The sequence below is a fragment of the Duganella sp. AC917 genome, from assembly GCF_979258245.1.
Window position 1 is genome coordinate 6,199,435 of sequence record NZ_OZ409848.1, and the last position, 14,680, is coordinate 6,214,114.

Here is a 14,680-nt window from a genome sequence, read left to right on the forward strand (position 1 = left end):
TACATGTACGAGCCGGCAGCGGCTTCTTACGCGGCCAACCGCTTGAACACGCGGCCCGCCGCCGCGATGGTCTCGTCGATCACCGCATCGCTGTGCTGCGCCGACACGAACCCGGCCTCGAACGCCGCCGGCGCGAAATACACGCCCTCGTCCAGCATCGCGTGGAAGAAGGTGTTGAAGCGCGCGCGGTCGCCGGCCATCATCTCGGCATAGTTGTTCGGCGGCGTCTCGCTGAAATACAAACCGAACATCCCGCCCACGGAATCGGCGCAGAACACCACGCCGGCCTCCTTGGCCGCCTCGGTCAGACCGGCCGCCAGCCGCGCCGCCGTGGCGCTCAGTTTCTCGTAAAAGCCCGGCTCCTGGATGATCTTCAAGGTCGTCATCCCGGCCGCCACCGCCACCGGATTGCCCGACAACGTGCCGGCCTGGTAGACGGCGCCCAGCGGCGCCATCTTGCTCATCAACTCGGCGCTGCCGCCGAAGGCCGCCACCGGCAAGCCGCCGCCGATCACCTTGCCCAGCGCCGTCAGATCCGGCTTGATGCCGTACAGTTCCTGCGCGCCGCCCAGCGCCACGCGGAAGCCGCACATCACCTCGTCGAAGATCAGCACCGCGCCATGTTCGGTGCACAGCGCGCGCATCGACTGCAGGAAGGCCTCGCTGGCCTTGATCAGATTCATGTTGCCGGCCACCGGCTCGACGATGACGCAGGCGATTTCGTCGCCGAACGAGGCGAACGCCTCTTCCAGTTGCTCGACATTGTTATAGTCCAGCACCAGGGTGTGCTTGACGAAGTCCTCCGGCACGCCGGCCGACGTCGGGTTGCCAAAGGTGAGCAGGCCGCTGCCGGCCTTGACCAGCAGCGAGTCGGCGTGGCCGTGATAGCAGCCTTCGAATTTGACGATCTTGTCGCGGCCCGTGGCGCCGCGCGCCAGGCGCAGCGCGCTCATGGTCGCCTCGGTGCCCGACGACACCAGGCGCACCTGCTCGATCGACGGCACCAGACGGCAGATTTCCTCGGCCATCAGCACTTCGCCTTCGGTCGGCGCGCCGAACGACAGGCCGCGCGCGGCAGCTTCCTGCACCGCCTTGACCACCACCGGGTGGGCGTGGCCGACGATGGCCGGCCCCCAGGAGCCGATGTAGTCGATATAGCGCTTGTCGTCGGCGTCCCAGAAGTACGGGCCTTCGGCGCGGGTGATGAAGCGCGGCGTGCCGCCGACCGAACGGAAGGCGCGCACCGGCGAGTTGACGCCGCCCGGCGTGGTTTTCTGGGCGCGGGCGAACAGGGTATCGTTTTTCGAGGTGTTGATCGTGTTCGTGGTCATGATGGCATCTTCAATATCAGGTGTGTGGACGGCGACCGCGCTTACTGCATGTCGGCGGCCGTGGTCAGCAAATGGAAAAAGCGGTTGGGCACGAACTTGCCCATGCCGTAGCGCTGCGCGTGCGCCAGCGCGCCGACGGTGTATTCCTGCGCCGCCGCCACCGCCTCGGGCACGTCGGCGCCGCGCGCCATGAAGGCGGCGATCGCCGCCGACAAGGTGCCGCCGGCGCCAAGGAAGGGGCCCGGCAGGTGCTGCCAGGCGTCGTGGCTAACCATGCCCTCGGCGCCGAACAGGGTGTTGGCCAGGATGTTGGGTGAAGTCGGGTCGCCCTGCGGCGTGCCAGCCGGGGTGCCGGTGACAAGCACGAATTCGCAGCCCAGGGCCAGCAGGTGTTCGACATCCGATTCGAGCGTGTCCTCGGCGCCTTCGCGCCAGGTTTCGGCCAGCCGGCCCAATTCCACCAGCGACAGCATCAGCAGGGTCGCCTGCGGCACCAGCAACTGGCGCACGGCGGTGAGCAATTCCTCGGCGTCGTTGTCGGGCAGGTCGGGCAGGCGGGAGCTGAACGGATCGAGGATCAGCGGCGCGTCCGGATAGTCGGACAGGATCTCGGCGATGGCGGCCACCTGCTCGATATTGGTCAGCGCGCCGACCTTGAAGGCGGCCATGGTCATGTCCTCCAGGACCACGCGGGCCTGATCGGAAACCCAGTCGGGATCGATTTCCTGCACGTCTTCGACGCGCGCGCTGTCGCCGATCAGCAACGCGGTGGTGACGGCCAGTCCGGTGCACGAAAGGGCCGAAAAAGCGGCCAGGTCGGCCTGGACGCCCATCGCGCCGGCCGGATCGGCAGCGCCGAAGCTTAATATGAGAGGAGAAGTTTGGTTTTGCACGGCTGGTAGATTAAGATACCTAATTCAGCATTTTACTTGATTGAAGGGTGGCAGACGTGAGTAGCAATGAAACAACGCAGGAGTTCCAGACCTGGATGTGCCTGATCTGTGGCTGGATCTACGACGAGCAGGCCGGCCTTCCGGACGAGGGCATCGCGCCCGGCACCCGCTGGGCCGACGTGCCGATGAACTGGAGCTGCCCGGAATGCGGCGCCCGCAAGGACGATTTCGAGATGGTCGCCATCTGACGCCAGCCGGCCGGTGCCGGATTCACCCGGCCCGGGCCTGCCGGCGGCGGCCGGCGCCAGCAAGGCGCACCGGCCGCTCCGCCTATGCTATCGTGTAGCATCACCCCAGCGACCCGATTATGACGACCACGCCGCAAGCTAATGTGCCCGATTCGGCCCTGAAAATCATGGTGATCGACGATAGCAGCACGATACGTCGGTCGGCCGAGATCTTCCTGAGCCAGGCCGGCTACCAGGTGGTGCTGGCCGAAGACGGTTTCGACGCGCTGGCCAAGATCAACGACCACCACCCGGCGCTGGTGTTTTGCGACATCCTGATGCCGCGCCTGGACGGTTACCAGACCTGCGCGCTGATCAAAAAAAGCGCGAAATTCCACGCCACGCCGGTGCTGATGTTGTCCTCCAAGGACGGGCTGTTCGACCGCGCGCGCGGCGCGATGGTCGGCTCGGCCGCCTATCTGACCAAACCATTTACCAAGGATAGCCTGCTGGCCGCCGTGCGCGAGCACACCGGCGGCGCGCCCGTCCCGTTACCAGAATAACAAAGCCGCAGAGGGAATTATGGCCATACAACGCATTTTGATCGTCGACGATTCGCCCACCGAACGTTACTACCTGACCGATATCCTGGTGCGCAACGGCTTTTCGGTGTCTGTCGCCGAAAACGGCGAGGAGGCGCTGGCCAAGATCAAGGCCGACAAGCCGCAGCTGATTCTGATGGACGTGGTCATGCCCGGCGCGAACGGCTTCCAGGTCACGCGCTCGATCGCCCGCGATCCGGCGCTGCAGGATTTGCCGGTGATTATCTGCTCGAGCAAAAACCAGGAGACCGACCGTATCTGGGGCCTGCGCCAGGGTGCCCGCGATTATCTGGTCAAGCCGGTCGATGCGGCCGATCTGCTGGCGAAAATCGCCGCCCTGGGCTAGGCGATGACCGACACCACGCCCGACAGCGCCGCCGCGCCGGCCGGCACCGAACGCCGCAGCCGCCTGCGCCAGTACCAGGTGCAGCTGCTCGAGCGCATGCAAGCGGCCAAGACCGGCGCCAATGTCGGCGGGCGCGAACTCGGTGTGCTGATCGGCGGTCGTCTGTGCCTGCTGGACCTGACCCAGATCGGCGAGATCGTGCCGCCGCAGCCGGTGACGCCGGTGCCGCTGACGCGCGCCTGGTACCAGGGCCTGGCTAATATTCGCGGCAACCTGACCGGCGTGATCGACTTGGCGCGCTACCAGGGACAGGGCGCCGGCGCCGACGATACCCCGGTCTCGGAGCGCCGCCTGATCACCTTCGCGCCGGGACTCGGCTTTAACTGCGCGCTGCTGGCCGGGCGCGTGCTGGGCCTGCGCAAGCTGGCGGACATGCAGGCCGCTCCGCCGCCTGCCGACCCCGCGCCGGCATGGTGCGGACAGCACTTCGACGACGCCGAGGGACAATGCTGGACCCGGATCGATCTGGCGCAGCTGGTGCGCGATCCCGCTTTTCTGCAAGTCGGCCTGTGATGCACGTACACTGCGGAAGATTGGCGGCGACACGGGCGGGCCGCGGCGCGGGTCGCATAAATTAATCCGGAGAGGGTGGTATGGCTTTCAAGATGGGTAGTTCCTCGAATGGCAACCGCAGCGCCGACCAGGACCTGACAGCGAATTCGGAATTCGGCGAGGCTGGCGATTCGCAGTTCATGCATGCCGCCGCCGGGGCCACCGCCGGCACCGCCGACGGCGGCGCGCCGCTGCGCTTGCGCGATGCGCTGGGCCGTCTCGGCACCCGCGTGGCCCCCGCCGACGCCGCAGCCTTCAAACTTCCGCTGATCGGCCATCTGCCGGCGCAGCGCCAATTGAGTATTTTATCGACCGCGCTGGCGGTAAGCCTGGGCGCGAGCGCGCTGTTCGTGGCGCTCAACTTCATCCACGGCGCCAACCGCTCGGCCCAGACCCAGGTCGCCAGCGACGCGCTGATGCACTCCCAGCGCATCGGCAAGGCGGCGCCCAACGCCGTGCAGGGCAGCGCCGAGGGCTTCCGCCAGCTTGAGGAAAGCCGCAAGGAGCTCGATAACGACATCAGGCTGATGACGCGCGGCGGCACCTACCAGGGCCGCGAAATCGGCGAGCCGCGCGCCGAGCTGGCGCCGGTGGTGGCTGCGGCAAGCAAGCAATGGAGTGCGACCGACATCGCCGCCGACACCATCCTGACCCTGAAGTCGGACTTGAGCGGGGTGGACAAGACGCTGCGCAAACTCAATACGATGTCGCCCGACCTGCTGGCGCGCACCGAGGAAATCACCGCCATCAAGCTGCAACGCGGCGGCACAGGGCGGGAATTGGCCGCGTTGGGCGGGTTGTCGATGCTGACCCAGCGCATGAGCCGTGGCGCCAGTGAATTCCTGACCGCCGGCGGCATCAGCTCGGAGACCGCGTTCCAGCTCGGGCGCGACACCACGGTGTTCCGCAACACGGTCGACGGTTTCCTCAACGGCAGCGCGCCGCTGGGCATCGCGGCGGTGCGGGATGCGGACCTGCGGGATAAATTCACCGCGCTAAAAGGCGACTTCGAGGAATATCAAAAGCTGGTGACGGCGATCCTCAATAAACTGGATAAATTCAGCGCCGCCAAGACCGCCGAACAGCTGATCTTCAACGACAACGAGGCCCTGCGCCAACGGCTGTCGGTGCTGCAGCAGGCGTACCGCGAAGACCAGGATTCGCTCGACCTGACGTTCTGGCTGATGGTGGCCGGCGGTTTGCTGACCTTGATGACGGCGGCGGCGATCGGCCGCGTATTGCTGATGGACTCCCACAACCGCACGCGCGGCGCCGACCGCCGCCGCCAGGAGGCCGAAGCGATGCGCCAGCAGTCGCAGCGCCAGGAGGAGGAGGCCAAGGCCATGAACGACCAGAATCAGGCCGCGATTCTGCGGCTGATGAACGAGCTGCAGGAGGTGGCCGACGGCGACCTGACGGTGCAGGCCACCGTTTCCGAGGACATCACCGGCGCGATCGCCGACTCGGTCAACTACACGGTCGAAGAGCTGCGCGGGCTGGTGGGACGCGTGACCGCGACCGCCGAGCAGGTGACCAAGGCTTCCACCCACGCGCAAACCATCGCCAGCAACCTGCTGCAGGCGTCGCAGCGGCAGTCGCGCGAGATCCAGGACGCCAGCGCCACCGTCGCCAAGATGGCCAACGAGATCACCGATGTGTCGCGTTCGGCCAGCGAATCGGCCGATGTCGCGCGCCAGTCGGTGGCGGCGGCGCAGCAAGGGTCGACGGCGGTGGAAAACGCCATCAAGGGCATGCACGAGATCCGCGACCAGATCCAGGACACCTCCAAGCGCATCAAGCGGCTGGGCGAATCGTCGCAGGAGATCGGCGAAATCACCGAGCTCATTTCCGACATCACCGAACAGACCAACGTGCTGGCGCTGAACGCGGCGATCCAGGCCGCGTCGGCCGGCGAGGCGGGGCGCGGTTTCTCGGTCGTCGCGGAGGAGGTGCAGCGGCTGGCGGAGCGTTCGGCCGAAGCGGCCAAGCAGATCGGCGCGCTGGTGCGCACGATCCAGACCGATACCCACGACGCCGTCGCGGCGATGGAAAAATCGACCCAGGGCGTGGTCGAAGGCGCGCGCTTGTCCGATGCCGCCGGCACGGCGCTGAACGACATTTCACAGGTGTCGAACCACCTGGCAGAACTGATTTCCGGTATTTCGCTCGCCACCGGCCAGCAGGCGACATCGGCCAACGGCGTGGCGAACGATATTCAACACATCTTGACGGTGACCGAGCAGACGCAGGACGGCACGCAGCAAACCGCGCAATCGATCCATAAACTGTCGGTGCTGGCGCAGGAACTGAAAAACTCGGTGGCGCGATTCCGCATCGCGTCCTGAACGCACGCCGCGCACCTCAACGAAAGGCCTAGGCAAGCATGACCACAACTGATTTTTCGATACCGCCGCAACCGCAATTGGATACCGGACCCCTGTCCTGGGTGATGGTCGAAATCCGGGAGTCGCTGGCGCGCTCCAGGACCGCGCTGGTCGAAGCGGGCGGCAGGGCGGCGGAAGATCAGGCGACGCAGTTGCAACACGCGAAATCGCATTTGCACCAGGCCCACGGCGCCTTGCAGATGGTCGATATCGACGGTGTGAGCCAGATGACGGAGCTGGCCGAGGCGGCGCTGGACCGCTTCAAGTCCGGCACGGTCAAGTGCAGCACCGACCATGTGGAGGCGGTGTCGCAGCTCTATCAGGCGCTGGTCGAGTATCTGGAGGAACTGCTGGAGGGCGCGCCGTCGCAGCCGGCCAGGCTGTTCCCGTACTATCGCGCGGTGCAGGAGATGATAGGCGGCGACCGCATACATCCGGCGGACCTGTTCTTCCCCGATTTGTCGCGGATCCCGGAACCCGATGTCGCCGATGCCGCCCATTCCGGCGCCGGCGCCGGCGCCGACGCTCTGGTGGACTACCCGGCCTACCGCCAGCGCTTCGAACGCGCGCTGCTGCCTTACCTGAAAAGCACCGAGCCGGCGCAGCAGCGGGAACACGCCGCCGCGCTGCTCGATGCCGTGAAGCTGGTCGCCGATGCGCAGCGCGACGACAAGGCCCGCACCTTCTGGCTGGCGATGCAGGGCTTCGCCGAGCTGGTGGCCGGTGGCGAACTGGCGGGCGGCCTGTATGTGAAACAGCTGTTCGGATTGATCAATCTGCAAATTCGCCGTCTGAGCCAGGGCACGGTGGCGCAACCGGATACGATGTTGCGAGATGCGCTGTTCTTCATCGCGGCGGCCGGCCCGGACACCGAATCGCCGGCTGCGAGGAAGATGCGCGCCGCGTTCGCGCTTGACGGCCTGGCGCCTGCCGATTACGAAACCCGCCGCTATGGTCAGATCGACAGCGAGGCGCTGGAGCGCGCCAAGAGCGGCATCGTCCAGGCCAAGGCCAGTTGGGACAGACTGGCCGAGGCGGAAATCGATCCCGCGCTCGATGCGGCGTTCGACACGGCGCTGACGGATGTCGCGTGCGAATGCGACAAGCTCAATATCCCGGCCCTCAGTGCGCTGATGCGCCAGTTGGCCGAGGTGGCGCGCACCGCCGTCTCGGCCGGGCGCAGCGAGGAGCTGGCGCTGGAAATGGCGACCGCGCTGCTGTTCGCCGAACATGGATTGGAGCGCATTCGTCATCTGCCGACCGATTTCGCGGCGAGTGCCGATACGATAGGCGCACGTTTGCTGGCGCTGGTGTCCGGCGATACGCCGCCCGAGCCGGCGCAGTGGCAGAACGGCCTGACGCGGCAGATGCGGCAGGACGACACCGCCATCGCGCTGGCGCTGGAAATGAAAACCGGTTTGCGCCAGGTGGAGAAGGTGCTCGACGAGTACTACATCGATCCTTCCCGGCGTCCTTCGCTGGCGGAACTCGATCCGGTGCTGCATCAGTTGCAGGGCGCGCTGGCGATGCTCGATCAAGAAGACGCGATGAAGGCGGCGCAGCACGTCAAGGCTGCTGTGCTTTCGCTGGCCGCCGGCGATGGCGATGCCACGCAGGAGTCGAAGGCGCTCGATGACATCGCGCAAAATGTCGGCGCACTGGGATTCTTTGTCGATATGCTGGCGCAGAACGCGGCCGGCGCGCGCGAGCGTTTCACCTTCGATGCGCAGCAGGGTACTTTCCGCTCGGTGCCCTTCAAGAAGATGGCGGAGTCGGAATCGATACCGGTGCTGGATCAGGAAGTGGTTGCGCCGGCGCCGGCGTCGATGCCGGCGGAGGCGCCGCCGCCCGCCGCCAGCGACGCGGCGGTGGAGGCCGAGCTGCTGGAGATCTTCATCGCCGAGGCGCGTGAGACGCTGGACTTTGTCGACGCCACGCTGGACAAGCCGCGTTCGGAATCCGCCAGCGAGCAGTCCCTGATCACCTTGCGCCGATCCTTCCATACGCTCAAAGGCAGCGGGCGGATGGTGGCGTTGAACCAGTTCGCCGACGCCGCGCAAGCGGTCGAGCGGATGATGAACACCTGGCTGGCCGAGGAGCGGCCTTCTTCCGATGCGCTGTTCGAGTTGCTGGCCGCGGCCGCGCGGGAATTGCGGGCGTGGGTTGCCGAGCTGGCGTCGGCCGGCGTTTCGGACCGCAATGCCGGCGCGTTAATCGCCGCCGCCGTGCGGGTTCGGGAGGGTGGTGCGTTCTTCATCGAGGAAGCCGAGCAGGCGGCGGAAGAAGCGCCTGCGGCGGAGACCACGCCACCGGCACCACCGGCACCACAAACGCCACCAACGCCACCCGCGCCACCTGCGGCGGCCGGCAACGTCATCGATTTCCCCACGGTGGCGCCGCCGCTGGCCCCGCGCGACGACAACGTCAAGCATATCGGCGAGTTGGACATCCCTCTGCCGCTGTACAACATCTATCTGCACGAGACGGACGAACTGGTTCGCCTGTTGCAGCAGGACTTCGGCGAGTGGCGTCACGAGCCGCGCCGCCCGGTCAATCCGGAGGCGTTGCAGGCGTCGCACACGCTGGCCGGCACATCGGGCACGGTCGGCTTCAAGGTCTTGCGCGAAGTGGCGCTGGCGCTTGAGGCGACGCTGCAATCGCTGCTGCCGCCGGCCCCGCACCTGGACCAGGCGCAGCACGATTTGCTGGACTTCGCGGTAGAGCGCATCCGCCAGATGCTGCAGAGTTTTGCGCAGGGCGAGATGCCCGCAGCGCAGCCGGAGCTGATCGCCGCCTTGCGGCAGTTGAGCGAGCAACTGGCCGCCACGCCGCCTGGCGCCGGCCAGGATATCGAGGCGCGGCTGGATGACATGATGGCCGAGACGATGGAAAACATCGCGACGCCGCCGCAGCCGGAGGCGGCCGAAGACGAAACCAAAGCCGGAGCCGAAGTCGAAGAGACCCCGCTGGATCGTCTGTTCAGGGAAACCTACAACGTCATCAGCGGCAGCGTTCCGGAATCCGACGCCCCGGTGGCCGCGCCGGAGCCGAAAAAGGCCGAAGTGCGTGCCGATGACAGCATCGATGATCTGTTCAACGCGGCCTTTGACGACGCCTTCGCCGATCCGCCACTGAATATGGCCGCGCCGGCAGTGGATGCCGAGATCATCGAACTGGCGCCGGCCGAGCCGGAAATCCTGGCCGCCGCGCCGGCGCTCTTCAACGACGACCTGGACGCCGATCTGCTGCCGGTGTTCCTCGAAGAAGGCGCCGACCTGCTGCCGCAAGTGGGCGAAGCGCTGCGCGCCTGGCAGCATGATCCCGCCGACACGTCCCACGCGCAAGGCCTGCTACGCCTGCTGCACACTGTCAAGGGTAGCGCGCGCATGGCCGGCGCGATGCGCCTGGGCCAGCACGCGCATGAAATCGAAACCCACATCGAAAACATGGTGCACGCGGGCTTCGCCACGCCGCAGGCGTTCGACGAGCTGCTCGCGCACTACGACCATGCCTTGCTGCTGTTCGAGCAATTGCAGCGTCCGGACGCGTTCAACCCGACCGCGTCGAAGGAAGGTGTCGCCGGTCTTGCCGCCGACGTCGAAAGCATCCAGGCCGGAGCGCCGGCGGCGGCGGGCGGCGATGGCGCTCCCGAAGCTGAAGATGCCGCCGGCATTGCGTCGCCGGTGCCGCCGGGCGAAGAGCCGGCGGCAGGCGCCAGATCGCCGCTGGTGCGGGTGCGCGCCGACATCCTCGATCGTCTCGTCAACCAGGCCGGCGAGGTATCGATTTCGCGCTCCAGGCTGGAGAACGAAGTGGGCACCCTGCGCTCGTCGCTGCTGGACTTCTCGGAGAACCTGGCGCGCTTGCGCCGCCAGCTGCGCGAATTGGAAATGCAGGCCGAATCGCAGATCGCCTCGCGCATGTCGGTGTCGAGCGACCGCGAATTCGATCCGCTCGAATTCGACCGCTTTACCCGGCTGCAGGAACTGACCCGGATGATGGCCGAAAGCGTCAACGACGTCGCCTCGTTCCACGAAAGCCTGACCCGTGGCGTCGATGCCGCCAGCGACGATCTGGTGCAGCAGGCGCGCCTCACGCGCGATCTGCAGCGTGACCTGATGCGGGTGCGCATGGTGCCTTTTGCCAGCATCTCCGAGCGGTTGTTCCGCGTGGCGCGCCAAAGCGCCAAGGAAGTGGACAAGCGCGTCAATCTGGACATTCGCGGCAGCGCCGTGGAGATCGACCGCAGCGTGCTGGAACGCATGGCCGCGCCGTTCGAGCACTTGCTGCGCAACGCCATCGCCCACGGCGTCGAGTCGCGCGCCGCCCGGGGTGCGGCGGGCAAGAACGAGACCGGCGAGCTGCTGGTGCAGGTCACGCAGCAGGGCAACGAGGTGGTCATCGAATTTAGCGACGACGGCGCCGGCCTCGATCTGGAACGCATTCGCGCCAAGGCGATCAGCAGCGGCCTGCTGCTGGAGGAGGACGAGGTCACCGAAGCGCAGATCGCCGATCTGATTTTCGAGCCGGGCTTTTCCACCGCCGAATCGCTGACCGAGTTGTCGGGGCGTGGCCTCGGCATGGACATCGTGCAGTCGGAGGCGCAATCGCTGGGCGGGCGCGTCGATATGTTTTCGGAGCCTGGCAAAGGCACGCGCTTCACCATCCGCCTGCCGTTGACCCTGGCGGTCACGCAAGTGGTGCTGCTCGATGCCGGCGGTAAGACCTACGCCTTCCCGTCCATCCTGGTCGAGCAGGTGCTGCAGATGAAGGACGCGGCGCTGGCGGAGGCCCATCAAAACGGCTTCGTGCCGATCCAGGGACACCAGGCCGCGCTGCATTATCTGCCCGCCTTGCTCGGCGAGGCGGATACGCCGCTGCCGGCACAGCGGTCGGCGCCCGTGATGATGCTCAAGAACGGCAACGAGCGGCTGGCGGTGCGGGTCGACGAGGTGCTGGGTAACCGGGAGGTGGTCATCAAGAATATCGGTCCGCAGTTGTCGCGCCTCGCCGGTATCGCCGGGGCGACGGTGCTGGGGACCGGCGATATCGTGCTGATTCTGAATCCCGTGGCGCTGGTGCAGCATCTGGCGCAGCAGCCGGAGGCAAGGCGGAATTACGCGCGCGCGGCCGATCCGGCCCAAGCGCGTCCGAACACGAGGTCCATCATGGTGGTGGACGATTCGATGACGGTGCGGCGTGTCACCCAGCGCCTGCTGGAGCGCGAAGGCTACAACGTCGTGCTGGCCAAGGACGGCGTGGACGCGCTGGAGCAGTTGCAGGACATCACGCCCGATCTGATGCTGGTCGATATAGAAATGCCGCGCATGGACGGTTTCGACCTGACGCGCAATGTGCGCGGCGACGTTCGGACCAGGGATATTCCGATCATCATGATCACCTCGCGCAGCGCCGACAAGCACCGCAACTACGCGTTGCAGCTTGGGGTGAACGCGTATTTCGGCAAACCGTTCCAGGAGCCGGTGTTGTTGGAGACGATCACGGGTTTGTTGAAATGATCGCAGTACCCGCCTCGCCGCTTACTCCGGCTGGGCGGGTTTTTTCACCACTTCATAGCGTTCCAGCGTGCGTTTGCGCGCCTCGTCGTGCATGACGACCGGCGCCGGGTAATCCAGCGGCAGCATGCGCGGGGTTTGCCATGGCGCGTGGATTTCCTTGTCGCCCAGGTCTTTTAACTGCGGGAGATAACGCCGGATGAATTTACCGCCGGCCTCGAATTTCTCCGACTGCGTGATCGGATTGAAAATGCGGAAGTACGGCTGCGCGTCGCATCCCGACGACGACGCCCATTGCCAGCCGCCGTTGTTCGACGCCAGGTCGAAGTCGTTCAAATGCAGTGCGAAATACGCTTCGCCACGGCGCCAGTCGATACCCAAATCCTTGATCAGGAAGCAGGCCGTCACCATGCGCAAGCGATTGTGCATATAACCGGTCTGGTTCAGCTGCGCCATCGCCGCGTCCACCAGCGGATAGCCGGTGCGGCCTTCGCACCACGCGGCGAACAGTTCGTCCGCTTCCGGTCCGGTCTCCCATTGAATCGCATCGTAGGCCGGTTTGTAGGCGCCGCCGACCACGTGCGGGTTGTGGAACAGGATCATCGCGTAGAACTCGCGCCAGATCAGCTCGGACAGCCAGACCGGCGCGCCTTCGCCGCCGGCGCCGCGCGCCATCAGGTCCACCACCGTGCGCACCAGGTGGCGCACCGACAACGTGCCGAAACGGAAGTGCAGCGACAGATAGGACGGGCCTTTGACCGATGGATAGTCGCGCGCGGTCTTGTAGTCGGCGATGCGCGGCAGGAAATCGTCGAACAGTGTGGCCGCGCCGGACATGCCGGTCGGAATATTAAGCTCGGCCAGGTTGCTGGGTTCGAAGCCTAGCTCGGCCAGGGTCGGCAGGGTGGGCGCGGGCGACGGTGGCGGCGCCAGCCGCGCCGCGTGCGGTTCGATGTGGTATGGCGCCAGCACCGATGGATCGGCCGTCATCTTTTTCAGCCACGCATTCTTGTACGGCGTGAACACCGAGAACACGCCACCGGTTTGCGACAGCACTTCGCTTTTCTCGAAAATCACCTGGTCTTTGTAGCTGAAGAACCGCCGGCCGGCGTCCTTCAGCGCCTCGGCCACGGCGGCGTCGCGGGCGATCGCTTGCGGTTCATAATCGTGGTTGCAAAACACCGCCTCGACGCCCAGCTCGGCCGCCAGCGCCGGGATGTCGGTGACCGGATCGGCGTGGCGCACGATCAGGTGGCCGCCCAGCAGGCCAAGCTCGTCGGCCACCTCGGCCAGGCTGGCGTGGATGAAGTCGACACGGCGGTCGCGGCGAGGCAAGACGTCCAGGATGGTCGTATCGTAGACAAAAACGCAATACACGGTGGCGCTGTCCTGCAGCGCCTGATTCAGGGCGACATGGTCGAAAACGCGCAAATCGCGGCGCAGCCATACCAGGGACGATTTCAGTTTCATTCGGTCTGTGTCAATCTCGTGGGGGAACGCAATCATGGCCGCACCCTCAATTCAGTGTAAACTATCGGTGAGAGAGACAGCTGCCAGCGGCGCGATGTTACAGCATTTGTCCAGGACAAGCGCGGGACAATGCACGGTACAACGCAAGGATGTCGCGGCGGCACGGTAGCATCATGCACCCAGCACAGAGAGAGCAACGCGTATGAAGAAGAGCAAAATCGACAAAACTCTACCTGTATCGGCCCTGAGCAAGGGGGAACCCCAGGAGGAGATTGACGAGTTGGGCCCGATCGGCACCGGCGCCACCCCATCCTTGAATCTGGCGAATCATTTCCTTATTGCAATGCCTTCCATGCAAGATCCTGTCTTCGGCGGCACCGTCGTGTACGTCTGCGAGCACAACGAGAACGGCGTATTGGGCGTGGTGATCAACAAACCCACCGATATGACCATGCAAGTGTTGTTCGAACGCATAGACCTGAAGCTGGAAGAGGGCACGGGCCTGGAATCGCACGTGGACGAGCCCATCATGTTTGGCGGCCCGGTGCAGGACGACCGCGGCTTTGTGCTGCACACGCCGGGCAGCCGCTACTCGTCGTCGCTGACGGTGACCAAGGATATCGCGTTCACGACGTCGATCGACGTGCTCGAGGCGGTCGCGGCCGGCGAAGGGCCGCCGCAGATGCTGGTGTCGATCGGCTACTCGGGCTGGAGCCCGGGCCAGCTGGAAGAGGAGATCGGCCGCAACGGCTGGCTCACGGTCGGCGCCGATCCCGAAATCCTGTTCAACCTGCCCATCGAGGAACGCTACACGGCCGCCATGCGCCTGCTCGGCATCGATCCGCTGATGCTGACATCCGAGGCCGGCCATGCGTAATCCGCGTGACCTGTTCGAGTCTGGGCAACCGTGAGTGTCGACACCATCTTCGCTTTCGATTTCGGCGTCAAACGGATCGGCGTTGCCATGGGTAACACCATGATTCGCCAGGCCCAGCCAGTCAAAGTCATCTCCGCCGTCGACAACGCCACGCGCTTTGCCGCGATCCAGGCCTTGCTCGACGAATGGAAACCCGCCCGCCTCGTGGTCGGCCTGCCGATGCATCCCGACGGCGCCGAGCACGACATGACGGCGCGCGCGCGCAAGTTCGCCAACCAGCTCAACGGCCGTTTCAACCTGCCGGTCGAACTGGTCGACGAGCGCTATTCGTCGGCGGTGATCTCCGCCAAACGCGGCGAGGTCATCGACGACCGCGCCGCCGCCATCATTCTGCAACAATATTTCGACGCAACCTAGCGAAC

General features: G+C 65.7%; 11 protein-coding genes. 8 read left to right on the forward strand and 3 right to left on the reverse strand.

Annotated features, from left to right (window positions below; all coding sequences use genetic code 11):
- Positions 1–26 precede the first annotated feature (26 nt).
- Both hemL and thiD read right to left on the reverse strand, forming a co-directional pair.
- Positions 27–1,331, reverse strand: a complete 1,305-nt coding sequence (hemL, locus tag ACZ0BA_RS27055) for a glutamate-1-semialdehyde 2,1-aminomutase (protein ID WP_463454213.1) — start codon at positions 1,329–1,331, stop codon at positions 27–29.
- Between the two features lie 41 nt (positions 1,332–1,372).
- A complete protein-coding gene (gene thiD, locus ACZ0BA_RS27060; protein WP_463454214.1) occupies positions 1,373–2,224 on the reverse strand; it encodes a bifunctional hydroxymethylpyrimidine kinase/phosphomethylpyrimidine kinase in 852 nt (283 codons plus the stop codon).
- Between the two features lie 95 nt (positions 2,225–2,319).
- On the opposite strand from thiD, the gene ACZ0BA_RS27065 reads away from it, so the two are divergent.
- The 6 genes from ACZ0BA_RS27065 to ACZ0BA_RS27090 all read left to right on the forward strand — a co-directional run bounded on the left by ACZ0BA_RS27065 (position 2,320) and on the right by ACZ0BA_RS27090 (position 11,914).
- Positions 2,320–2,472 carry a rubredoxin gene (locus ACZ0BA_RS27065; RefSeq protein ID WP_020701174.1) on the forward strand — a complete coding sequence of 51 codons (153 nt, stop codon included), beginning with the start codon at positions 2,320–2,322 and terminating at the stop codon, positions 2,470–2,472.
- Between the two features lie 119 nt (positions 2,473–2,591).
- Entirely contained in the window at positions 2,592–3,014 is a 423-nt protein-coding gene (locus ACZ0BA_RS27070) for a response regulator (RefSeq protein ID WP_463454215.1), read from the forward strand.
- Positions 3,015–3,033: 19 nt separating this feature from the next.
- Positions 3,034–3,399: a response regulator gene (locus ACZ0BA_RS27075; protein ID WP_463454216.1), complete on the forward strand. Its 366-nt coding sequence runs from the start codon at positions 3,034–3,036 to the stop codon at positions 3,397–3,399.
- A 3-nt stretch (positions 3,400–3,402) separates the two neighbouring features.
- Positions 3,403–3,972, forward strand: coding sequence for a chemotaxis protein CheW (locus ACZ0BA_RS27080; protein ID WP_463454217.1), 570 nt, complete (start codon positions 3,403–3,405; stop codon positions 3,970–3,972).
- Between the two features lie 80 nt (positions 3,973–4,052).
- Positions 4,053–6,356: a methyl-accepting chemotaxis protein gene (locus tag ACZ0BA_RS27085; protein WP_463454219.1), complete on the forward strand. Its 2,304-nt coding sequence runs from the start codon at positions 4,053–4,055 to the stop codon at positions 6,354–6,356.
- A 38-nt stretch (positions 6,357–6,394) separates the two neighbouring features.
- Positions 6,395–11,914: a hybrid sensor histidine kinase/response regulator gene (locus tag ACZ0BA_RS27090; protein WP_463454220.1), complete on the forward strand. Its 5,520-nt coding sequence runs from the start codon at positions 6,395–6,397 to the stop codon at positions 11,912–11,914.
- Between the two features lie 21 nt (positions 11,915–11,935).
- Here ACZ0BA_RS27090 and ACZ0BA_RS27095 read toward each other — a convergent pair whose 3' ends face one another.
- Positions 11,936–13,381, reverse strand: a complete 1,446-nt coding sequence (locus ACZ0BA_RS27095; protein ID WP_463454221.1) for a cryptochrome/photolyase family protein — start codon at positions 13,379–13,381, stop codon at positions 11,936–11,938.
- A 202-nt stretch (positions 13,382–13,583) separates the two neighbouring features.
- Between ACZ0BA_RS27095 and ACZ0BA_RS27100 the strand changes: the two genes are divergently transcribed.
- Positions 13,584–14,258, forward strand: a complete 675-nt coding sequence (locus ACZ0BA_RS27100; protein ID WP_463454223.1) for a YqgE/AlgH family protein — start codon at positions 13,584–13,586, stop codon at positions 14,256–14,258.
- Between the two features lie 30 nt (positions 14,259–14,288).
- Positions 14,289–14,675, forward strand: a complete 387-nt coding sequence (ruvX, locus tag ACZ0BA_RS27105) for a Holliday junction resolvase RuvX (protein WP_463454224.1) — start codon at positions 14,289–14,291, stop codon at positions 14,673–14,675.
- The last annotated feature ends 5 nt before the right edge of the window (positions 14,676–14,680 follow it).